This is a genomic window from Scandinavium sp. (genome assembly GCF_036271055.1).
In the GTDB taxonomy this organism is placed as follows: Bacteria; Pseudomonadota; Gammaproteobacteria; order Enterobacterales; family Enterobacteriaceae; genus Scandinavium.
The window spans coordinates 21,053-44,500 of sequence record NZ_DATBBJ010000109.1 but is presented as its reverse complement, the minus strand read 5'-3'; the positions used below and the strand labels follow the sequence as shown (position 1 = coordinate 44,500).

17 protein-coding genes and 1 tRNA gene are annotated in these 23,448 nt (G+C 49.1%); 9 read left to right on the top strand and 9 right to left on the bottom strand.

Annotated features, from left to right (window positions below; all coding sequences use genetic code 11):
- The first annotated feature begins 2 nt into the window (after positions 1-2).
- Positions 3-263, top strand: a complete 261-nt coding sequence (locus VH187_RS23520; protein ID WP_414714055.1) for a DUF202 domain-containing protein — start codon at positions 3-5, stop codon at positions 261-263.
- 225 nt (positions 264-488) lie between these two features.
- Here VH187_RS23520 and VH187_RS23070 read toward each other — a convergent pair whose 3' ends face one another.
- The 7 genes from VH187_RS23070 to VH187_RS23040 all read right to left on the bottom strand — a co-directional run bounded on the left by VH187_RS23070 (position 489) and on the right by VH187_RS23040 (position 7,013).
- The gene (locus VH187_RS23070) at positions 489-845 is read right to left on the bottom strand and encodes a D-Ala-D-Ala carboxypeptidase family metallohydrolase (RefSeq protein ID WP_329703761.1); all 357 of its coding nucleotides are present in this window, start codon (positions 843-845) and stop codon (positions 489-491) included.
- Between the two features lie 14 nt (positions 846-859).
- Complete coding sequence (locus VH187_RS23065) at positions 860-1,048, bottom strand: hypothetical protein (RefSeq protein ID WP_329703760.1); 189 nt, start codon at positions 1,046-1,048, stop codon at positions 860-862.
- A 71-nt stretch (positions 1,049-1,119) separates the two neighbouring features.
- A complete protein-coding gene (locus VH187_RS23060) occupies positions 1,120-1,482 on the bottom strand; it encodes a putative holin (protein WP_329703759.1) in 363 nt (120 codons plus the stop codon).
- A 91-nt stretch (positions 1,483-1,573) separates the two neighbouring features.
- Positions 1,574-2,557 (bottom strand): Ig-like domain-containing protein, encoded by a 984-nt coding sequence (locus tag VH187_RS23055; protein ID WP_329703758.1) that lies wholly within the window; start codon positions 2,555-2,557, stop codon positions 1,574-1,576.
- 159 nt (positions 2,558-2,716) lie between these two features.
- Positions 2,717-3,745, bottom strand: coding sequence for a hypothetical protein (locus tag VH187_RS23050; RefSeq protein ID WP_329703757.1), 1,029 nt, complete (start codon positions 3,743-3,745; stop codon positions 2,717-2,719).
- Between the two features lie 61 nt (positions 3,746-3,806).
- Positions 3,807-4,940: a hypothetical protein gene (locus tag VH187_RS23045; protein WP_329703756.1), complete on the bottom strand. Its 1,134-nt coding sequence runs from the start codon at positions 4,938-4,940 to the stop codon at positions 3,807-3,809.
- A gap of 18 nt (positions 4,941-4,958) precedes the next feature.
- Positions 4,959-7,013: a hypothetical protein gene (locus VH187_RS23040; protein ID WP_329703755.1), complete on the bottom strand. Its 2,055-nt coding sequence runs from the start codon at positions 7,011-7,013 to the stop codon at positions 4,959-4,961.
- A gap of 269 nt (positions 7,014-7,282) precedes the next feature.
- Here VH187_RS23040 and VH187_RS23035 point away from each other — a divergent pair, with 269 nt between their 5' ends.
- The gene (locus VH187_RS23035) at positions 7,283-7,897 is read left to right on the top strand and encodes a helix-turn-helix domain-containing protein (protein WP_329703754.1); all 615 of its coding nucleotides are present in this window, start codon (positions 7,283-7,285) and stop codon (positions 7,895-7,897) included.
- Between the two features lie 27 nt (positions 7,898-7,924).
- Here the strand turns inward: VH187_RS23035 and VH187_RS23030 are convergent, their stop codons facing one another.
- Positions 7,925-8,788, bottom strand: coding sequence for a LysR family transcriptional regulator (locus VH187_RS23030; protein WP_329703753.1), 864 nt, complete (start codon positions 8,786-8,788; stop codon positions 7,925-7,927).
- A 571-nt stretch (positions 8,789-9,359) separates the two neighbouring features.
- On the opposite strand from VH187_RS23030, the gene VH187_RS23025 reads away from it, so the two are divergent.
- The 6 genes from VH187_RS23025 to VH187_RS23000 all read left to right on the top strand — a co-directional run bounded on the left by VH187_RS23025 (position 9,360) and on the right by VH187_RS23000 (position 20,306).
- Positions 9,360-13,190, top strand: coding sequence for an Ig-like domain-containing protein (locus tag VH187_RS23025; RefSeq protein WP_329703752.1), 3,831 nt, complete (start codon positions 9,360-9,362; stop codon positions 13,188-13,190).
- A 337-nt stretch (positions 13,191-13,527) separates the two neighbouring features.
- Positions 13,528-15,615, top strand: coding sequence for a hypothetical protein (locus VH187_RS23020; RefSeq protein WP_329703751.1), 2,088 nt, complete (start codon positions 13,528-13,530; stop codon positions 15,613-15,615).
- A 23-nt stretch (positions 15,616-15,638) separates the two neighbouring features.
- Positions 15,639-17,501 (top strand): Ig-like domain-containing protein, encoded by a 1,863-nt coding sequence (locus VH187_RS23015; RefSeq protein WP_329703750.1) that lies wholly within the window; start codon positions 15,639-15,641, stop codon positions 17,499-17,501.
- Positions 17,502-17,538: 37 nt separating this feature from the next.
- Positions 17,539-18,222: a fimbrial biogenesis chaperone gene (locus VH187_RS23010; RefSeq protein WP_329703749.1), complete on the top strand. Its 684-nt coding sequence runs from the start codon at positions 17,539-17,541 to the stop codon at positions 18,220-18,222.
- Between the two features lie 102 nt (positions 18,223-18,324).
- The gene (locus VH187_RS23005) at positions 18,325-19,887 is read left to right on the top strand and encodes a fimbrial protein (RefSeq protein ID WP_329703748.1); all 1,563 of its coding nucleotides are present in this window, start codon (positions 18,325-18,327) and stop codon (positions 19,885-19,887) included.
- A gap of 14 nt (positions 19,888-19,901) precedes the next feature.
- Positions 19,902-20,306 carry a hypothetical protein gene (locus VH187_RS23000; protein WP_329703747.1) on the top strand — a complete coding sequence of 135 codons (405 nt, stop codon included), beginning with the start codon at positions 19,902-19,904 and terminating at the stop codon, positions 20,304-20,306.
- A gap of 373 nt (positions 20,307-20,679) precedes the next feature.
- Here VH187_RS23000 and VH187_RS22995 read toward each other — a convergent pair.
- A tRNA-Phe gene (locus tag VH187_RS22995) sits at positions 20,680-20,755 on the bottom strand.
- A 539-nt stretch (positions 20,756-21,294) separates the two neighbouring features.
- Here VH187_RS22995 and VH187_RS22990 point away from each other — a divergent pair.
- The gene (locus tag VH187_RS22990; RefSeq protein ID WP_329703746.1) at positions 21,295-23,430 is read left to right on the top strand and encodes an ornithine decarboxylase; all 2,136 of its coding nucleotides are present in this window, start codon (positions 21,295-21,297) and stop codon (positions 23,428-23,430) included.
- Positions 23,431-23,448: the final 18 nt, after the last annotated feature.

Below are 23,448 nucleotides of genomic sequence, written 5' to 3'. Positions count from 1 at the left end.
TAATGCGAGACCCTGGACTTCAACCTGAACGCACTCATTTATCCTGGCGGAGAACGGGTTGGTCAATGCTGGTTCCGGGTTTGCTGTGCTTACGAGGGTGGTGCCACACAGGAAATCTGTTATACGCATTGGCTGGAATATTGTTGATGGGGGGAGCTCTGGTGATATTTTGTGGCTCGGGTCGTGGGCGACACTACCTGATATCAATGAATGTCATGATGAGTGGAATTGTCCTTTTATTAATGACTCTCTTTAGCCACTAACTGCCATCATTTTGATTGTCAGATAAGAAAACCCGAGGTTGCTGGCATAAGTTTGGACTAATCTGCAGGGGCCAGTGCCAGGTTAACGGCCGATCTTGGGATAACGGCGCAGGCGACGGTTCAGAAAGGTTAGCAGGGTTATCAAAATGTGGGTGGCACGCTCGGTATTCACTACGCATTTTAAGGGGGATGATGCTCACCCACATTTCCCCCGATCTAGCCTGATTAGCCCGTCCAGCGTGCGCGCTGGGGGCGAACATCGACGTGAACGAAGGTTCGATATTTTCCCAGCCCGAGCGCCTGCGGGTAATGGCTGTCAAACCAGTTATAGAGTGTGGCGGGCGTCACGCCGGAAAGCGTGATATCCGCCGCTGTCCCTTTCAGGTGCTGGCTGTCCGGAACGCCGACCACATCGGCATTGTGTGTGGCGCAGCGGCATCCGCAGTTAATGTGAATTGGTGCGGCAAACCCGGCGCGGGCTGTTTCCAGTACGGCAATTAAATCAGGTGAGATGTCGTCAAAACCACACCCGCAGCGGCAGGTGAACTCATGACGGCTAAAATGTTCAGATAAATCACCCATTCTTCTTCTCCTTATTACTCATCTTTCATAATTTCATCGGCCCACAGCGCAAGGGCGACAAGCACCATTAATGACAACTGTAAGGTATCCGCGACAATGCGGCTGTCGGTTAAACGAATAAGGGTCATACAGGTCACCACAATGGCTAACCACCAGGTAAAGCGAACGCTACGCGGCTTATGGTTATTGCGGGCACGAAGCATGACTAATCGGCACAATATAATGAAAACCGCTATTGACTCGTAAATCGTTATCGCTTTCATATCCATCTCTTCTATTTTTTATCGGTGATTTTTTTTAATAATAACTCACTGAGTTTGGTTATCAGGCGGACTGCGATGGCTGCAGTCAGTGCTGCGGTAAAGGTCTTATTAATCTCTGGTGCAGGCGTAATAAATTTCTCCGCTCCTCGGTTCAACAGGCTGGCGGTGCTTTCTGCGCAGTTGCTGCCTAAGAAGAAAGAGATTAAAAAATAGCAGATGCGACGCAGTCTATCGGTCTGGGGTAAATTGAGGATAAAAATGGCTGCTCCGCATGCCGCGCCAGTAAATACGGAAATATCATTGTGATCGATAATATGCGTTATACATCGGACAACGGCTTTAAAAATATATTCCACGGTGATTAACGTAGTCATGATATTTTCCTGACAGATGGCTATTTCACAACAGCAGTGCGGATGTGTTGTGAAAAAGAAAATGTCCCGGCCAGAAGCCGGGACGGTACCCTTACGGTGCCAGGGTATCTACCAGGCACTGTTTGGTATCAGAAAGCGCCAGCACGCTGGAACCGGTTGTTTCAACGGTGTAGTACACTTCTGCATAGCCTTCATAACCCGTGCCGTTAGGATAGAACGCTTCCATCGGAACGGTGAAGGTGATGGAGGTATCGCCATCCACAACCTTATAGTCGTCGGTTGCTTCAGTACCGGTGATCTGACGTTCGGACTTATCAAAGCCGTTCCAGTAGAAGGTCACCAGATCGTCGGCCACCATACCTGGATAAGCGATGACAACATCAACGCCGTCGCCGGCATCGTTAATGTTGATGTACGGATCGGCCTCTGAAACAGAGGCCGCAGGCAGCGTTGGTACGGTACTGCCGCCGTCCGCGACGGTAATATTGAGTGTTGAGGATTTGGTCGAGTTGCCCGCCTGGTCGGTGACGACATAATATACGTTGTAAGTTCCATCTTTCAGGCAGTCCGGTGACAGCGCATGAGTCACGTCAATCACAAATGGCGGATGCTCGGTTTCAGTAATAATAAATGAAATATTATCAATATCTCCCCAGAAGAATTGTACCGTCTGGCCCAATGCAACGTTGTTATAAAAAGGGATCTCCGCCTGAACGCCGAAACTAATATCGTAGTGATCCAGCGTATAATCATCATCGCTGCTGGCATTAACAACAATTGGGGCTGCCAGCGGAGTATAAGTGGTGATGGTTTTATCCATCGTGCTAAGCCCAATTGCCGCGGTGACAACCACGGTGCTGGACGTTGCCGTCACGCTAATTTGCGCAATACCGTTCGCGTCGGTAGTTGATGTCGCGTCGCTCACTTTACCGCCCGTAGCGGTCCAGGAGACGCTAACACCCGCAGCCGCGGGCGCGCCATCAGTCAGAACGGTTGCGGAAACGATCGAAGCTTCAGAACCATCGTTAGCGATAGTGGCCGGTACTGCGCTTACTGCAGAAATTGTATCAGTCATAATATTTACCTTGTTAAAAGTAGTGATACCTTATGTATCGCTGAATACTTTATGAAATAAAGTGGCTGCGATGGGGGCAAATTAGGGAAGGGATCGAAGCAAAAAAGAGGAAGGAAAATAATAAAAAAGCCGCTATCAAAATAACGGCTTTATCTGTGCTTATAATGAATAAACATCCCAGCCTGTTGCCGGGAAATATCCGCCATTGGCGGTGACAAGAATTTCTAACACGCTGAAATTACCAAGCAGGTTGTTTGGTGTAACGGTCAGTAGAGTTGAGGAGTTGGAGGTCTGGTGATTCAATCCGTAAATTACGTTGTCGGCGCCGCGTTTCAATGCCTTGTATACTCCGCTTGTTTGTACGGTGGTAACTGTACCGCTAAGAATGTCCATATAATTGATGAAACATTTTCCGGATATTTTGGTTAGCCAGAATAGGTATGTGCCCGTTGCAGAAAATGCCGTCTGCACACAATCAATGCTGAGGTTAGTGATCATCCTGTCGATTGCGATAGCCATTTTTTTATCAGATACAGTAATTGAAGCATATAGCAAACAGCAGGAATCAAAGACTATTGCGGCATTATTTTTGTAAATATCGATGCTAACGGGGTTATCTTGTATTGGTAGAAGCGTTTGCTCGCCATCGAGAACCGTATCAGCTTCGCAATAAATAGTCACGAGTCGTTTAAGATTATTCACTACAGAAACATAGATTAACCAGTTTCCACCGCCGACACTGTCACCCAGGATACATAATGGAGAGTTTTCGATTGGTTTATAGGATAGAGAAACAAGCGCTAAGGTATCAATTGAAGATTCTTTAAATATATTTCTCGATATATGGGCGTAGTGTAGGCCATCGCTGTCGATGAAATATAAATGTGCGGAGCTAGTATGAGCGTTATCAGGGGCGAATGTACAACATGCAATATTGGCAGGGATTTTGTTAAAGAGATCATCGGAACCCGAAACGACTGAGAAATTACCATCCATCAGATACTTCCCGAGAATGTAGTATCCAACATCGTTCTCCAGAGTAATGACATTACCAAAATTATCTGAGTCCTCAGGTACTAAAGGAAAACCAGGTGTCTGTATATCCAGAACTCCGCTTGTGAAGTCAAAAATTGAACGTTGATTCGCATGGCCAGGAAACCAGTAGTTTTGCATTGTTGAACTAATCATAATGAGAGCCCTCATCGTTTGTATTTAAAATAATGCCCTCTATATGAGAGGGCATTAGGCATTAAAAGTTATTGATTTGATATTGGATGTTACCAAAGGTATTAGAGCTATTCAGGTTCTGGATAATGGTTTCGGTTACCGAAATAGTTCCACTTTCTGGGATTTCAGTAATATTTAAAATAGGATCTGCATGCGTTGTTGTGGTAAACAAATTGATGCCGTAAATAATACCGTTAGGCGCCAGTTTCAGAGTTTTATATTGATTTGTATACGCGTAGCTTGAGTCAGCAGAATAAGATGCTCCGCTATTCATCTCATAAACCCACACGTGGTTTTTATTTGAACTATCTCTGGTTTTAAGGTAATAAAGATGTGTTCCAGAGGCATTAAAATCGGGCGCTAAAGTAATGGTTGACATTGCGACTAACGACTGACTGATTTGAGGGATTGAGAAACCTGTATTAAAATTGAATGTTCCAACCATAATGTTATTATTGACTGTGATCGCAATTTTATCACCAAAGGTAACAATAGAACTCTTAGTGCAATCAACGGTACCCGTTAAAGAAGCAAAAGGTTGAAGCATAATATGTACTGGTGCAGTGGTGTTTACACCTGTTACATCACACTTGTAAGCAACCAGTGTATTCACATTAGCCAGTGTCAGAACCCAATACTCTTTTTGATTTCGGCATGCGAGACCAAATGGAGTCGCAACGCCATTATCAATACTGAGTGATTGCATCCCTACCCAGTTTGCTTCATTGCTCATCCCCGCAGGGAAATTAACGATACCATAATTCAGGTGGTGAGTTGTTTTATCAACATAGAAAACATTATAAGTTGGAATAGAAGATGACAGACTCGGAGCAATGATGCTGGTCATTGAGGTGCTCGTGATCGTATCGAGCTTATTATTTGGGTTTACCAGATTTCCTAAGCCATCATAGATATTGTTACCATCGAAGAAAAGAACCCATTCGCCTGTTTGCGGATCGCAAATAGTTGATTCTTGCTGGGCCGTGCTTGTCTCAATGATCCCTGGTAAAAAACCTGTATCAAGATCGAGTGTATTATTTGCGTTGTTAAAATTGTACATCATGCGTGTTACTGATGTCGTACTGGTCTGTGGTGAACCCGCCACCCATTGCATCTGTGCCTGCAACGCAGGAATTTTAGCATTTGCATTAATCATAATATTAACCTCGTAGTGTTAGAAATAGAATGTACAGAATTCTTTTGTGTTGGCACCATTATCCGAAACGGTAACGGCAGTGTTGTTTAAGTTATTTGAAGTCACTTCAAATTCGAGTGGGCTCCCGGCGTAAACAGCCACGCCATTGACAATGCCTCCTTTATTTATGCCATTAATATAAATGTCTACATTATTGCTTGTTGATAGCCGGTATATGCCGGAGTCCTGGCTTATCGAAAGCGTGAACTTCCTGTTGCCGCTGCCTGGAATATAAGGATCGCTGGTCAGGTATGGTACGGCCTGAATATTTGTGCGTTCGGTTTCAAAGCCCACAGTTGAGACAGGGTAATCGCCACCGACAATTTCCGCCGTAATGGTGTTGGTGGTGGTATCTGCGCCAGAAATATTGGTACGCACATAGCCCTGTAAATCGGTGGTGAGCGTGATAGTGTCCAGTTGGTTGTTGGTGAAATAGTTATTGCCAAAAATCGTCAGCAGGACATCGGTATTTCTGAGCGGTACACCATTCGCCATCGCCAGATATTCAACATAGCACCCCTGAACAACCGTATTGTTCCACGGCGCATATCCCGTAGATCCACCCAGATAATTTGAGCCGGTGATATCGCTACCTTGCGTATTCACCGTTGCCGTTGCATCGTCAGACCACGCAATCCCGCCATCGATAAACTGCACGGAGTAGCTGGCGACGGCGTAGCCCTGACCAATCGGGGTAATATATTTTGACGGTACGGTGAACGTCATGGTGCCAGCGGCCGCTTCTGTCGCCGTTACCGCGCGTGTGGAGGTATAAACGGTGCCGTTCACTGGCGTGATGCTTGCGCCCTGATAGCCTGACCAATCCAGCGTCACGCTGTCGCCCTCGGACATCGGCTCGTAGTTAATCACAACCGGCGTACCGCCGCCGCTCATGGCGTCATCGTTGTCGATGACGCCATCATCCAGTGCTTCAGGTAGTTGCGGAGCAGGTAATTCACTATGAACGACATCAATACCCACCTGTGCAGCGAGTGAACTGCCCGCGCTGTCGTTGGCAAAAATGACGTCGTAATAACAGATGCCGTAGCCAATTCCGACCGGGGTGATTTTGGCCGTGGGAATGTCCACTTCAAAACCTTCTGCAAGGTCTGTCTCTTCAACGATCGTTATCGCGTCATATTTAGCGGTGGTAACCGGGGAGCCATCCTGGCTGTAACCCTGCCAGTGCGTGGTCACGGTATCGCCAACGGAGATGCCAGAATAAGCCGGAATTGCAACGGGCGTATTGTTATTGCTGGCGGCTTCATCGGCATCAATCCAGCCATCATTGCCTTCGACAAAGACAGGAGGAGGCAACGTGGTGCCGGTTGAGGTGTCGATGTTCACGGTGCCGTTTTCAGAGCGCTCATTGCGGCTGTCGCTATGCTCAACCACGTACCAGGCGAGTGCTTGATTGAGATTGCCTGGAATGATGAAGGTGGTCGCAATGAGAACCTCAAAACCATCAAGCTCATTGGCCTGGACGGTGTGGCTTACTCTGGTAATGCTCTGCTGAATAACCGTGTTATTTTTCAGGCCAACCCAATAAACCGTTACGTTATCGCCAGCGGTAATGCCATCGTAATTTGGCACCGCAACTGGCGTGCCGCCACCGCTCATCGCCTCGTCATAGTCAATGGTGTTATTGCTGCCTGCTTCGGGAAAGAAGGGTGGTGGTAACGTACCGGTAGAGGTTCTGTCAATAATGGCGTTGCCCAGTTCAGACCAAGAGCTGTTCTGCGCCGCATCAATAACGTTGTACTGCACCTGATAAACACCATCCTTAATGTTGGTAGCGACGTCAGGGGCAATAGTGCATTGCCATGGGAAATACTGGCTGACCGGATCGTCAGCCAGCCCAATTGAGCCAATGGCATAGCTTTCAAACCATAATTCGATCAGATCGCCTTTTTGGGCATTCTCATATTCAGCGATGTCAATGACGATGCCAGAAGAATCGAGCTCTGCCAGGTTAATCACGCCATCACTTTCCATTTGTGGAAATAATGGCGAGTACAATGTTGTCGTCCACATAATATGCCCTCGTGACTCTGCGTTGGTGAAATTCATAACGTGATGAGGAGAGATTACAAGCGACGGAAATGAATCACTGGGCAAAAAGCATCGACAACGTGCGCAAAGTTTGCGTGTGAATTATTTTCATGTTGGAAATAATTATTTTCATTTTGTAATGTTATTGTGTTTATATAGTGCAAAATTGAACTCGCCATTGATGCGTTCTTTCAATCAGTAATTAACTTATTGTAAGATCAGGGAATATGAATGAGACGAAAGGAACACTTATGGACAGACCCAGTCAACAGATTAACGATATAATTACTAGCGTAATTAATTCTAAAAATCTATCTTCGATTATCCTGTCTTGTAATCCGTCACAGTCAAATCATACTCTTCTGCATGACGATGAAATTCTTCTTATCCTAGAGGGATGGATCGAGTTCAGTCATAAAGAAAGCCATGTTATGCTGGGTGGTGTTAAGGGGCCTTATATACTAAAACTGGTGCCAAAAGCACTTTTTGAAAATTATGTTGTTTCTGCTAATAGCCATTTTTCATATATTAGCTGTCCTCGTCATTTATTCTATTCGCATATTGAAGCACATAACCTGTGGCGCGATCTATATATCATATTATCCTATTCAAGTCTGCTTATGTTTCAACAGTTTGAAGTGATGGGAATGGGTAGTTTGTACGATGTGGTGAAATACTATTTGTTTAAAATTGAGAGTGATGCTGAAATTAAGAAAAAAGAGAATGTTTGTCATTATATAACAACACGAACGGGATATTCAAGGAGTGGCGTAATGACGATCATCAGAGAGTTACGGAAAGGCGGATATATTGAAATGGATAATGGTAGGCTTCTACGGATCAACTCGTTGCCACAAGGTTTCTAACGGAAATGAGCGCTCAATACCGGTAAATCAAAACAGTGCAGTAATATGGTTGATGATAGTATTAATCTCTTTCTTGTTTTTTATCTTTTTACGGTGGTAATAATTGATCTTAATTGTTAAATTATTCAGTAATAATGTATTTTTTCGATTGATGTTAATCAGTTCACAAGTTTTCAATGGTAATAACATTATTCCTGAGCCTTCTCCCGCCATTAGCAGGCAGTCAAATACGCTCCCATTAATGTAACGGATTTTTGGGACAAAGCCGAGGCTTTTTTGTAGCTCTGATGTGATACGTCCAATATTCGCACCAACCACGTTACTACGAAAGATTAGCGGAACGTTCGATAAATCTTCCGGCACGGATTTTACCGCATTGTTCATCACCAATAGCAACGAGCTGGTGAGGGTGTGGTGTTCTTGTATCTCGGGCTCTGCAACCAGATCTTTATGCGTGATGAACAGGGTATCCGGGCCGGGTTCGATATTATCAATATCATCCTGAATAAGAGGCTTACGACTTAGGTGAAAAAGAAAATCGGTTTTGTTCAGACTACTGCTGATGATATCAGCAAGATTATCTGGAAACGCAGTGTCCAGTATGATGTTGATGTGGCGGCTTTGACAAGAATTCAAAAAATATTCTTCAAGATTTAACAGTTTATGATAAAGAGGAAGTGCCTGTTCATAAACTTCCTGGGCAAAAAGAGTCGGTTCATACAACCCATGTTCGCGAAGAAAGAGCTTTTCACCAAGTAATGTTTCAAGCTCATTAATGGCTTTTCCTAATGGTGAGCGTGTAATAAATAGATCTTCACTTGCTTTGGTCAAACATTTCTTTTCCATAACGGTCATGAAATATTTAAGCTTCTTTGTTAATAAAAAATGCATGTTTTACTCCTTGTATTAACACATTAGAAGATAGGTGTTTGTCGTGATTGTTGTCTCATGAATCTCTCCGAATTTTATTTATTTTACAGGTCGCGAGTAGATGCTTTTAAAATTAGCACGTGAACTTTTTAAGGCTGTTCATCTTTTGCCCCCGGTCACGCCATATTTGCGCATTTGATACTTTATAATAACTTACATTTATTTGTGTTTTGACATAATGGGAGTCCATGAATGTACAATCTAAATAATATATTTGTTTGTTCTTTTTTCATGTGGTAATAAATCACGGCTTCAAAAAAATTAATTCATAAGAGTGTGCGTATTTCGATGAAGGGAATATGCCTGTTTTTTAAATCCATTTGCATTTCGATGCTGTATCTCAATGAATATGAAATTAAAAAAAATGGCGAAAGGCCTCCTTAGTATTGGGTTTGTGACACATAATATTATCGTTTGGCTGTTAATAATATCACAATTGATGATTCCGTCTTTCATCACTCGCTCCGCTTTTGCCAGTGAACCGGTTGCAGCAGCCTTACCTGATACGGGTACCCTAACAGCTGCCGCTACGATGCTGTCTAAAAATAGCGATCAAAATATTGCGCAACAGGCGGAAGCAGAGATTACAACACGTGCCACATCGCAAACGGCAAATTCCATTGAAGAGTGGTTAAGCCATTTTGGGACTGCACGAGTGCAATTGAGTGTGGATCAAAATGGGAATTGGGACCAAAGTTCAGTCGATCTTCTTTCGCCGCTTTATGACAATAAAGAGTCGCTGCTGTTTGCGCAACTTGGTTTGCGTGATCCGGATTCACGAGTTACAGGAAATATGGGGGTCGGTATTCGCACATTTTATTTGCGCAACTGGATGTTTGGCGCCAACGTATTTTTTGATAATGATTTTACGGGGCAAAACAGGCGCATTGGATTAGGTGGTGAAGCCTGGACCAATTATCTTAAATTATCGGCGAATACCTATCTGGCTACCAGCCAATGGCATGATTCGAAGGATTTTGACGATTATGAAGAAAAAGCCGCTGACGGTTTTGATCTCCGTGCCGAAGGGTATCTTCCCGCGCAGCCTCAACTGGGCATGAAGGTGGTCTACGAGCAGTACTATGGTGATAACGTCGCGCTATTCGATACCGACCATTTGCAGAGCAACCCTTCGGCGGTGACGCTGGGTGTAAATTATACGCCGGTTCCGCTCATCACGCTGGGCACCAACTATCGCCGTGGGCAGGATAACCTGGACGATGTGCAATTCCAGGTCGATTTCCACTATGACTTTGCGCATGACTGGCGCTATCAGCTCTCCTCCGACAATGTCGCGCTTGAGCGCAGTCTTGCCGGAAGCCGTACCGACCTGGTGGAGCGTAATAACCAAATCGTGATGCAGTACCGCAAGAAAGAGGCTGAAGGAGTGGGGAAATTGGTTTTGCAACCCCTGGATGACCATAGTCCCGCGGATGGCAAAACGCAGAACCGGCTTCAGGTTCAGGTATTTAATACCAAAAACCAGGCGATGAGCAATTCGGGGGTGCAATGGGCCGCGAATGGACACGCGGTGCTGGATTCAACCTCTTCAGTGACCGATGAGAATGGCTTTGCCTTCGTCACGCTTACAGATGTGTCGAGCGAAATCGTCAGTGTCACCGCGACGAGCGGCAGTGTTTCCGCCCAGGCGCAATCTTCTTTTGACAAGGTTGTACCCGCCTCGCTGGTGTTGACGGTGGATAGCAATAACAGCGTTGCTGACGGCGTGGCGACGGATAGCGCCTCGGTAAAAGTGGAAGACGCCCAGCATAACGCTATCGCCAATGCGACTGTTGAGTGGGCTGTTTCTTCTGCTGCGACGTTGCGCAGCGCAGAAGTAACGACCAATGCCGATGGCGTTGCGCATGCGCAAATTGTTTCAACCACTGCGGGTGAATACGCCTTAACGGTTAAATCGGGTGGATTATCGCAGCAGGGCAGCGTGACGTTCGTGGCAAACGATCTCCATGCTGCCATCACCCGGTTTGATCTTACGCTGGATAAAAGCCCGGCCAACGGGAACACGGCGAACAAAGCGCTGATTACGGTCGAAGATCCTACCGGTAATCCGGTTGTTGATACACCGATAACGCTGTCGGCAACGAGCACAACGGTGGCATTTTCATCGGGCGCACAGCGCGCGGCTTCGTCAATGCGCACCGACGCTCAGGGCCAGGTACATCTGCAATTCACCGATACGGTCGCGGAAAAGGTTCAGCTCACCGCGGCGTTGAAAAATGGCAACACCAAAACGCTGAACGCTGAATTTATTGCCGATGAATCTTCTGCCGCGCTGCAGCGTCTGACGGTCACGAACGACGGCAGCCCGGCGGACGGGCATTCGCAAAACAGCGCCGAGGTGTATGTGATGGACGGTAACAATAATCCACTGCAGGGGCAGGCGGTAAGCTGGAAAGCGGATAAACCTGACGTGCAGTTTGCGCAAGCGGGCAAGACCGACCAAAACGGGAAGGCGACCATTACCTACACCAGTACGAAGGCGCAAACCTTTACCCTCTCAGCTAGCCTCGCGAACGGCAGCAGGCTAAACGCACCGTCCAGCTTCAACACTGATGAAAACAGCCTGCAGATTGCCACCTTCGATGTGACAACCGGGGCGGTGGCGAACGGTTCTGCAACCAATACCGCCAGTATCACCGTGACTGATGCGACCCATAACCCGGCGGCGAACGAAACCGTTAACTGGCAAGTGGATGGGGCGGCGAAGCTCGCGAGTCTGGCAGGGCAAACCGACGCGCAGGGGAAACTCGTCGTCACGTTCAGCGATACCAAAGCAGAAAAGGTCAATATGAAGGCCACGCTGGCCAAAAACTCAGCCAGCCAGACGAAGGAAAGCGAGTTTATTGCCGACATCAGTACTGCGGTTATCGATTCGCTGGAGGCAAGCAAAAATGCGCGAGCCAACGGCATCGCCACCAACACGGCGAACGTGGTGGTGGTTGATGCAAACAACAATCCGGTATCTGATGCGCATGTTTCCTGGCATCTTGGCGGCAGCGCACAGCCGGGCCAGACGGATTCCAGAACGGATGCGAAGGGCCAGTCGTCCATCGCGTTTACGGATATTGTTGCGCAAGAGGTGGACGTGACGGCAACGCTGGATAATGCGAACAGCAAACAAACGAAGAGCCTGTTTATCAGCGATCCAGCCTCGGCGAAAGTCGCGTTAAGTTTGGGTAACGATAATAGCCTCGCCGACGGATCCACGACCAACACCATCAACGCCGTGGTGACGGACGGGCAGGGGAATCCCCTTCCTGCGCAAACCATCACCTGGAAGAGCAACAGCGTGACCGCGCAGATTCCCGCCTCCAGCAAAACCGATCTGCAAGGGTTCTCGCAGATTAGGGTGACGGACGTGAAGGGAGAAAGCGTCACGTTGACGGCTACGCTGGCGAATCAGATGAGTAGCACTATCGATACCCACTTTGTGTCGTATCAGGTCACGGAACTTACCCCGGATATGGCGCAACAGCAGGCTGACGGAAAATCGCCAATCACCTTCACCGCGACGTTGAAAGACAATAGCGGGAACCCGGTTTCGGGGCAAAAAATTGCGTTTTCTACGACGTCTGCGGACGCGCAGTTGAGCGACGCACAGCCCTCGACCAACGCCAGCGGGCAGGCAACCGTCACCCTGGTTGACAACAAAGAAGAGAGCGTCACGATAACCGCCAAATCTCAAGCCTGGAACGCGGATACCGGCAAAACCAGCACCGTGGCATTTAAATCCGACCATATTACGGGCATGACGGCCAACGGGCATGACTTCACCGTTAGCGATAAATTCCCAACCATCGGCATGCTGTATGCCAGCTTTATCATGAAAATCAACGATTCAATGGCGAGTAATAGCAAATATACCTGGACGAGCGATGCCAGTTGGCTGGCATTCCGCAGCCCGGGTGAAGCGGTCTTTGTCGGTCAAGCCACCACCAAAACGGCCACCATTACCGCCACTCCGGTATCGGGTACGGGACCTGCGCTGACTTACACCTTCACCTTAAATCACTGGGTATTGAACATTGGGAGGTCAAATATTGACCCGAATGTTGCCGATACAGATTGTGTAAAGAATGGGGCGACAACGCCGAGCTATTCCTTCTTCTCAAGCGGCATGGAAGGACAGTATGGCGCGCGTGGAATGGGAACATTCTACGGCGAGTGGGGCAACCCTAAAAACATGATGGGCAACCAATGGTCAACGTCCAGCACTGCGGAATCCATGTGGGCCAGTGAAACGGGCAACAAGGGCACGCGAATCTACATAAACTGGCGCAATGGATACGTGAATAACAATCCTCCGACTCAGGAGATGGATGAAGTGTGCCTCGTGTATTAAGCGTTTAAACATGTGAACCGGGCGCGGCTATGTGCCCGGTTCGTCATATCCTCTCTCTCTCTCTTTCTTCTTCTTTTCTCTTCGTTTTTTTTGCCTGACGCCGCTGCCTTTTTGCCCAATGATCGCCCCTTTAATGATTTATCATCCCAGCATTACACAAAAAGCGTGTCGACATTCATAAAAATATTAACGCGGGTTTTAACGAGAAATATATGGGCACCTCTGAATAAAGCAATGTTGGCAGGAGGAATAGCTTGCTGATTGAGTAGCATTGTTCATTAAATAATTATCGGAACCCCGCTTTCTTAATCTTTAATTAATTTATCGGGTTTTTAATATGCAAAATTATACTGAGCTGACAGGCCCCACATTGCCGCAAATGGTCAATGATGGCTATATTACTGACATTGAATTACAAAGCGATGGCGGCGCTGTCGTTGATGTTAACTGGTATCCGCTGGCCGCTCACGGTGATTATCTGGGGCTGTACTGGGATGGACGCCTTTTTGGCACGCTTTCGCTAAACGATCCTGATACTTACGCCTGGCCCTGGACTGTTGTTATTCCCGAATCCTATGCACCGGATGGTCCTCACCAGGCCTGGTATACCGTGACGGATGTTGCGCAAAACCAGTCGGCTTCGCCTATCTCTATGGCCGTGGTGGATCGCCAGCATACGGACGGTCTTCCTCCTCCGTTATTTACCGATGCTGATGCGACAAATACGATTACCTATACCTCTGTTATTCAGAATAACGGTACACACGTTAAAGTGCCCTGGAGTATAGATGCCTATGCAGCGGGTGATACGGTTTATATTTACTGGCGGGAACTTGATTCTGCCGGGAATTTCGTTCCCGGCAGCAGCACCACTATCACACACAGCGTAAACAGTTCGGACGTGGGCAAAGGATTTAAAGTTCTTATCGAACCACCTTTTGTTACAGCAGCGACGCCTGGTGGGAGTGCCGAAGTGTGGTATTCCGTCATTTCCGCGACCGAAAGTGCAAAAAGCTCACAAACGGGCAGCGCAAAAATAGACATGACCGACGCGGGTTATTATCCGGCGCCGTACATTCCGGCGGGCAACGATGGCTGGATAGATTGCAGTGAACTGACTGCTGCGAACGGTGTAGAGATTGATGTTCTGCCCAGTTCGCAGTTTGTCGCGGGAAGCGGCGTGGTGGTGTACTGGCAAGGCTATGATGCCACCGGTAGCGCGATCTCCACGTCAAGCTACCAGACCTCTTCGCATTCTCTTACGCCGGCAGATGTCACTGCCGGGTTCAGTGTTCTTATCCCAGCAAGCTATATCACCCCCATTGGCACTGGGTCTGCCCAGGCCTGGTACGCCGTCACGTCTCCCGCCATTCCTGGCGTATCCGGGGTGACGGGTGTGAGGGTCGATGCGCAGCACTGTTCACTGTTACCGCCGCCTGTTTTCCCAAATGCCGCGGGCGATAACACCCTGACTGGCGCTGAAGTCACCGCTGATAACGGTACTGATATGAATATTTATTATCCAGGGATGGCTGCCGGAGACACCGTTGCGTCCTTCTGGGTGGGTTATCTGTTATCACCTGAAAGCCCGGTGACCGGCGCGACCTGGACAGAAACACGCACACTCACCGCCGCAGAAGCACAGGCGCAACTGGCCATTTTTCATGTTCCGGTAGACAACATTACGCCCGTAGGAAACGGGTTTGGAGAGGGGCGATATCAGGTTATGTACAGCAGCGGTGGGGTGGCGTCATCTGACGTTAAAGATGTGAACATTGCGATCAACGGTTCATCGGAACTTCTGATGGGGTGCGGAACCGGTGCGCCCTTCTTTGACCCGACGGTGTTGGTCCGCCCGCTCAATGCTGTCACGCTCTCTGGACCCGCCGGCGCCAGCATCGAATTGTCGCTCTCTTCAGGCTCTGGCGCCTGGTTCCAACCGGATGGCGTTCAGACGTTATTGCTCACTCTGGATGAAACAGGCCGCGGCAGCGCGCAGGTTTACAGTTTCTCCACCGGGAATGTCCAGGTCAGCGCATTTGATATCAATGACCCGGCGCTCAGCGCCACCGCCAGTATGACCTTTAGCCCTTGGACACTCGGGACGGGAGATCTGTTGAGTTACGGCATTTCCACCAATGCCACAGCGGATGGGCTAAGTGCTTGCGGTGTTTATATGCAGACCACGGAGAATTCAACAGCCCGTCAGGCGAAATTGACGCTTACCGGTACAACCAACGCCATCTTGCCAATATCAGGAACAACAATGGCGTTGGTGAACGTCAGTTCGTCTCATGCTGCCGGGTTTGATGTCACCGACAGCGTCGTGGAATCCGTAACGTTCACACTGTCTTTGCCAGACACGGGGGCGTATGTCACTGGCAAGCTCGCATTTTCATCTCTGCTGAGCGAGCTTCCAGCTTAATCATAATCAACAAGGATAACATTATGACCATCACCAGCTCTGCAGGTAAGAGCCTCATTTTCTACACCAGTAAAAATTACGCGGGTGCGTCACAATTTGTTACCCACGGACAAACGGGTGAACTGGCTAGCGCATCAGCCAACTGGACGTATCAGTCAGTGGCTATGTCTGATATGCAGGTGTTTGTGAACAGTAAGGTGAATTCCGCAGATGCCACGGTGGTTTACCTGGGGCATCAGGAAGACATTATCTCCGTTCGCCAGGATGACCTTACGCTGATGTATCCCTCTTCAGACCAGTTTCCTCTGAACTATCTTGGCATTGACCCGGAGATTGCCGCTACCGTTTGGCTTGATGTTGACGCGACGCAGGCTGCACCGAACGTGGTGGCATCCTCTTCTGAGGTTGGCGGAAGTACAACGCTAATCAATGCCCTGAGCCTGCCGGGTAAACCGGGCGCGCTGGGATTTGTGTGGAAATCAGAAGGCCGTGCAGTTGTGGCGACATGCCGATATGGCGATTACAACACCAGCGAGGGGACGGTTGCCTGGAGTGGTACTGGTACGATAGTGCTGGAGTTTACCGGCGGCAGCGTGGTGATTATCAGCGCAACCGGCTTCCCAGAATATTGGACCTTCAATCCGCCACAGTTGCAGGGCGATGGCTCCTGGGTCGTCACACTAAATGGCGGTACGCCGGTCACGAATACCATTGTGTCTGTTACCGCAGACCCCACCAGTATCGCAAATGACGGTATTAGCGCCTCGCTCATCACGGGAAAAGTGGTGGATGGTAACAGCCAGCCTGTTGCGGGTGTCTCTGTCAGTTGGGTGACTACGGCCGGTCAACTCTCAGTCTCGTCATCGTCCACGGACGCTAATGGACTGGCGACAACCAGCCTGACGGATAGCGATGCGCCTGGCGTTGTCACGGTGACCGCGTCGGTGACTGGCAGCAGTCAAGCTGTTGATGTCACCGTAACTGATAGCATGGCGGGTTTTGTTATCGCAAGCCTGACTAGCGACAAGGACACCATCATCAATGACGGCGTGGATGCGGCAAAACTGACCGCGCTTGTGCACGACGGTCAAGGCAATAACGCAGCGAATATTCCTGTTTACTGGTCCACCACATTGGGAAGCCTGAATCATGTTGAACAGGATACCGATGCCAGCGGACAGTCGAGCGCGAAACTGACCAATCTCGGCGATACCGGTAAAGCCAGCGTCACGGCCTCACTGGGTAACGGGAAAAGCTGGACGTATAACATCATCATTAGCAACCCAGCGGCTTTAAATATTTACTGCTCAACCGGCGCGCCGTTGAATGCGGGTATGTTGCTCGCCGTTGGTCCCACCAACAAAGTCGCGTTGTACGGTGAGCCGTCCGCCACCGTACAGCTTAGCGTGACGGGAAACGCGCGGTTTACCTCTGGCGACACGACTTCCGTTAGCGTCACCCTGGATTCCAGCGGCTACGGCCTGGCGGAAGTGTATGACACCGTGGCTGAAACGGTGACCGTTAGCGCTGTTATTTCAGGCTCGACCGTCAGTGGAACCATGACATTTGCCGGAACATCGGACAAAGGGGCCATCTACGTCAATAACCTGACGCCAGCCGATAACAAAACCGCGGCGACATTCTACTGGTGGGATTATCAAACAGCTGGTGTAACGCAAGTGACGTTATCCCTGACGGGGGGGGCACATTTTGCGGATAACTCAACAACCGGAACATACAGCCTTAATGCAAAGAATGGCGCAGTGGCGGTTGATATTTATAGTTTTACGGCGGCAACGGTATCCGCGACGCTGACACCGGACAGCCCATATTACGTGTCGTCAACCGAAGATATGACATTCATTGCCTATCAACCATCAGTTTAACAATAACCAAAAGCAACGCTGTATTAAGGAGTTTTCAATGAAAAAAGCATTTATCGCTGCCGCGATGATCTCTGCCTTATGGGGGAATTGCGCACTAGCGGGGGTCGTCACCAGCAGTACCCGTGTGATCATTAACGGAGAAAAAAAGGAGGCGGTCATCTCGCTGGGGAATCCGGATCAATCGTCCTGGAAGATTGAAGTATGGGTGGATGCGGATGGCGCTAAACGCGGGCTGAAATCGCCGTTTAGCGTCACGCCGCCGTCATTTCGTCTGGATGCAGGCAACAGGGAGTTCCTTCGCATTGCTTATCAGGATGATGGCCAGCTGACGGACCGGGAGTCTCTGTTCCGCTTGAACGTAAAATCCACTCCGGATGTCCCGCAGGGCAAAAGCCAGTCGCTGATGATATCCGTGAACCAGCGCCTGAAATTGTTTTACCGCCCTGCGGGCATAAAGGCACCGTCAGAATCCGATTATAAAAAATTGTCGTTCCATCGGCAGGGGAATAATCTTCGCGTAAATAACCCAACGCCGTATTACATGACGTTTTATTCGCTAACGCTTGGAGGCAAGGCGGTGAATACAAGTGGGAAAATGATTCCCCCTAAAGGAAAGGTGAATTATCTCCTGCCAGCAGGGCAGTTAGGTAAAACATTGACCTGGAAAGTGATTGATGATTATGGTGGGGAAAGTTCTGATCACGTATTGAAACTGCATTAATTAAATTCTCAATGGTGTCTGTGCCATTAATGTGACAGTAAAAATTAACGCTTTAGTTATTATCTGAAATTCACTTCAGTGATGATTTTTTGGAGAAGAATTATGATTAAATTTATTCGTGCGCTGTATGCACTTTGTCGAAAAAGACAATGTCGACAACTATCGTGCATTTTTGATAAAGCAGTGAGCCATATTATGGTGCTGTTTGTTTTATTGCTTGCTCCTGGAATAGTTATGGCCTCTGACTGCCATCAACAAACATCTTCTCTCTCAAAAGATTTGGGGGATATTACCGTCTCTGCCGATTTAGCCGTCGGGCAATATATTACCGGTGAGCTGAATTTCAGCGACGATGTCTATTATGCGATGTGCGAATCGACAAACACAGTCGAGAAAGAATTTAGTGGAGGACTGACAGGAACGCTCTCTGTGGCAGGCGTTTATGATGGGCGAACCACATTTAATACTAATATCCCAGGCGTGGGTATCCAGTTCGGAGGCGGGTTCTCGGTCACATCTAACCAGCAGCACAACACGAATTATACGCTGTGGCTGTCAAACGGCGCGACCTCGGCGACTGCATTTTCTATTTCCGATATAGGCTGGGGAGAGGAATTCTATATCCATTATTCGCCAAGTTTTCGTCTTGTCAAAACGGCGACCACGATTACCAGCGGTTCACTGGGAGGCCAGGTTGGGAAGGCCACAGCCTCGGGTAATCAGGGCAGTGCCAGCTTAACGATATCTATTTCAGGAACGGTTACCGTGAAAGACAGTACGCCTTACTGTGATAATAATGTCTACGGAGGCCCTTATAATCATAATGTTAATTTTGGCACTGTCACGGCATCTGGCGATATCGCCATGGGTGATGTAATTGCTACGCAAACGGTAATGCCCAGCAACACTCAGATCGGTGGATGTCATGCGGGACAAATTCCCTACAGTGGTATCTTTACTGGTGTCTATTCGACTCGCAATTCTGGGTATATTTATGCCACGAATGTACCCGGCGTTGGTATTCGAGCTCAGGTCATAGAGGGTATTCCTACGGGGCTTTATTTTGGGGATACTGTCACTGTAAATGAATCAAGTAATTACGGACTCTATGATAATGAAACCGTAAAATTTGATTTAATTAAAACGGGGGAAATCTCAGCCGGACAGTTCAGTACGGGCCTTATGTCTAAAATGACTGCTGCCAGCGTTGATTTTGTGACCTACACCATTACCGGTGGCTCGATTATCGTACCCGGTTGTTCAGTATTAACGCCTGCAACCAGCGTAACCCTGGGCAATCATCTGACCTCTGAGTTTACGGGGATCAACAGTACAACCGTCAGCGTTGACGTTCCCGTCCAGTTACAGTGCCCGGCCGGAGTATGGGTTCTGGCAACGCTGAATGCCACCCCGGATAACTCGACCACTGAGTCTGGTGCAATCAAACTGACCGCCAGCAGCGGGCTTACCGCTGGAGGTGTTGCTGTCCAAATAATCAATAAACAAAACAATGGTGTTCCCATTGGCGCAGTAACCCAGCTTCAAACTACCGTATCGGGCATCTTTGATTTTGGGTGGAAAGCTCGCTATCTGCAGACCACATCTGCACCGGTCTCAGTAGGCGATGCTAACGCTTCGGCTACAGTAACTATCGACTACGAGTAACAGGAGAAAATGCTATGTGTGCAAACAACACTCGTCGGGTTCTGGTTCCGTTTTGTCTGGCAATGTTATGGGCAGGGAGTACCGCGGTTCATGCCTCGGACTCCGTGTCCGTCAGCATGACAGGGATGATTCAGGCACCTGCCTGTACGCTTAACAGTACGCCATCCGATCTTGAGTCTACTTCGGAGGACGGAAATTCCGCTTTCACCGTTGTGCTGAGTTGCCCGGAAAGCGGGAATATGGCCATGCAGACAACGGTGCAGACCACTTCGGACATCAATCTGAAAACGTCCGGTAACCCGAATGGAGAACTGAACCAAGGGAGCAACACCCTGCAACTGTCGGCTTCTCAACCGCTAACCGGGGCTTCGGAGCATTCAGGCAGTGAGGGACCTGAGCTGACGATTGATTATCCGTAATCTGGCTGTATGACCCCCAGAAAGCAAGAAACCAGCCTACGGGCTAGTGGTGCCCGGACTCGGACTAACGCCAAAGGCGTTGAACAGCGCGCTTGTCGCGCTGGCCCCGAAGGGGTGAGCCGCTTGCGGCAAATAATCGAACGAAGTTCGATGGAGAGTCCGTATCTCAGAAAGCAAAAAACCAGCCCTTAGGCTGGTTCTTCTAAATAGTGGTGCCCGGACTCGGACTAACGCCGAAGGCGTTGAACAGCGCGCTTGTCGCGCTGGCCCCGAAGGGGTGAGCCGCTTGCGGCAAATAATCGAACGAAGTTCGATGGAGAGCTCGTATCTCAGAAAGCAAAAAACCAGCCCGTAGGCTGGTTCTTCTAAATAGTGGTGCCCGGACTCGGAATCGAACCAAGGACACGGGGATTTTCAATCCCCTGCTCTACCGACTGAGCTATCCGGGCAACGGGGCGCATTAAACTAGATTCGACCGTCGTCGTCAACGAAATTTGTGTGTTTCGCGACAGAGTGCGCAATCTCTCGCCATTTTCGATAGAAAGCCTCTTCCTTTGCTCCATCATTCACATATCGTTTTATGCAAAGTTAGTGAATTTATAAGCTGTTTTTTCTTGTTTAGCGCTGATTCAATGTCCTGCATTTTGCATAGCCATTTACCCTTGCGTCACCTGATGAAAGGTGTAATTATTGCGCGAATTTTCTCCTTATCAACTCGGGGGCGTCGGAATGCTAGCTGTCAAACTTCGTTGCCACATACGTTTCGCGCTAATGCGAAGGGGCTCCCGTATCCGTACAGAACCTTCTATGCTCACCATGCGGTGAAGCAAACGCACGCTCACTGCAGGACATCAGTAAGATCAGATCTCGTCTGCTTTTACTGATGTCTGGCGGTCGGAGCTGGTCACCAGTCAGACCCAGACAATTTGTGGGCAGAGTCGACACTCTGTCCGGGCCTTTTACTCTCCCGATTTGGGTAGCCGCGCTTATGAAATCCATGCACATTGCCGCCAGCCGCGAGCTGGTCTCTCGTCTTTCCAGTCACCGTCGCGTGGTGGCGTTAGACAGTACCGATTTTACCGACGTGTCGGCAGTTGTCATTACCGTGGCGGATAGCCGCAGCGGCATCCTTAGCCTGCTTAAACGTACCGGTTTTCATTTGCCGGTGTTCCTGTTTTCTGAAGAACCGCTGGATGCGCCAGAAGGTGTAGATGCGGTTATTGATGGCAGCGTGCAACAGTGGCTGGAGCTTGAAACCGCCGCCACGCGTTATGAAGAAAACCTGTTGCCGCCATTCTTCGACACGCTTACGCAGTATGTCGAAATGGGGAACAGCACGTTTGCCTGTCCGGGCCATCAACACGGTGAGTTCTTCAAAAAACATCCGGCAGGGCGTCAGTTCTATGACTTTTTCGGTGAGAATATTTTCCGCGCCGACATGTGCAATGCTGACGTTAAATTGGGTGATTTGTTAATCCACGAAGGGGCCGCTAAGCGAGCGCAGAAGTTTGCCGCCAAAGTGTTCAACGCGGATAAAACCTGGTTTGTGCTGAACGGTACGTCGGCTGCTAATAAAGTCGTCACCAATGCCCTGTTGACGCGCGGTGACCTGGTGCTGTTTGATCGTAATAATCACAAATCAAACCATCACGGCGCACTGTTCCAGGCCGGTGCGACACCGGTTTATCTGGAAGCGGCACGCAATCCCTTTGGCTTTATCGGCGGCATTGACGAGCATTGTTTCGACGATAAATACCTGCGCGAACTGATCCGTGAAGTGGCACCAGAAAAAGCGACGGAGGCGCGTCCGTTCCGCCTGGCCGTTATTCAGCTAGGGACTTACGACGGCACCATCTATAACGCCCGTCAGGTGGTCGATAAAATAGGTCATCTGTGTGATTACATCTTGTTTGATTCCGCGTGGGTAGGCTACGAACAGTTCATCCCAATGATGGCCGATTGCTCGCCGCTATTGCTCGATCTGAATGAAAACGACCCAGGTATTTTCGTCACCCAGTCGGTGCATAAACAACAGGCGGGTTTCTCACAGACCTCGCAGATCCACAAGAAAGACAATCATATTCGCGGGCAGGCGAGATTTTGCCCTTATAAGCGGCTGAACAATGCTTACATGTTGCATGCCTCAACCAGTCCGTTTTATCCGCTGTTTGCTGCACTGGATGTGAATGCCAAAATTCACGAAGGCGAGAGTGGACGCCGTCTGTGGGCAGAATGTGTGGCGGTGGGCATTGAGGCGCGTAAAGCCATTATTGCCAATTGTAAGATGATCAAACCGTTTATTCCGCCGACGGTGGCGGGGCGTCCGTGGCAGGATCATCCCACCGACGCCATTGCTCGCGAGCGTCGTTTCTTTAGCTTTGGGCCGGGCGACCGCTGGCACGGCTTTGAAGGCTACGCGCAGGACCAGTATTTTGTCGACCCGTGCAAGCTGCTGCTGACCACGCCGGGCATCAACGCGGATACAGGCGAATATACCGAGTTTGGTATTCCGGCGACGATCCTCGCGCACTACCTGCGTGAAAACGGCATCGTGCCGGAGAAGTGCGATCTCAACTCGATCCTGTTCCTGCTGACACCAGCCGAAAGCCGCGAGAAACTGGCGCATCTGGTGGCGATGCTCGGGCAGTTCGAGCAGCACATTGAAGATGACACGCCGCTGTCGGATGTCTTGCCGACTATCTACAGCAAATACCCGGTGCGTTATCGCGATTACACGATCCGTCAGTTGTGTCAGGAGATGCATGATCTGTACGTCAGTTTTGATGTGAAAGATCTGCAAAAAGCGATGTTCCGCAAAGCGAGTTTCCCGGCGGTGGTCATGAACCCGCAGGATGCCAATATTGAGTTTATTCGCGGGAACGTTGAGCTGGTTCGTCTTAGCGAAGCGGAAGGGCGCATTGCCGCAGAAGGCGCGTTGCCTTACCCGCCAGGCGTATTGTGTGTGGTTCCAGGGGAAATTTGGGGCGGTGCGGTGCAGCGCTATTTCCTTGCACTGGAAGAGGGCGTCAACATGCTGCCGGGTTTCTCACCAGAATTACAGGGTGTGTACAGCGAGAAAGATGCGGATGGCATTAAGCGGTTGTATGGCTATGTGCTGAAGTAAAGAAAAGAAAACCCACAC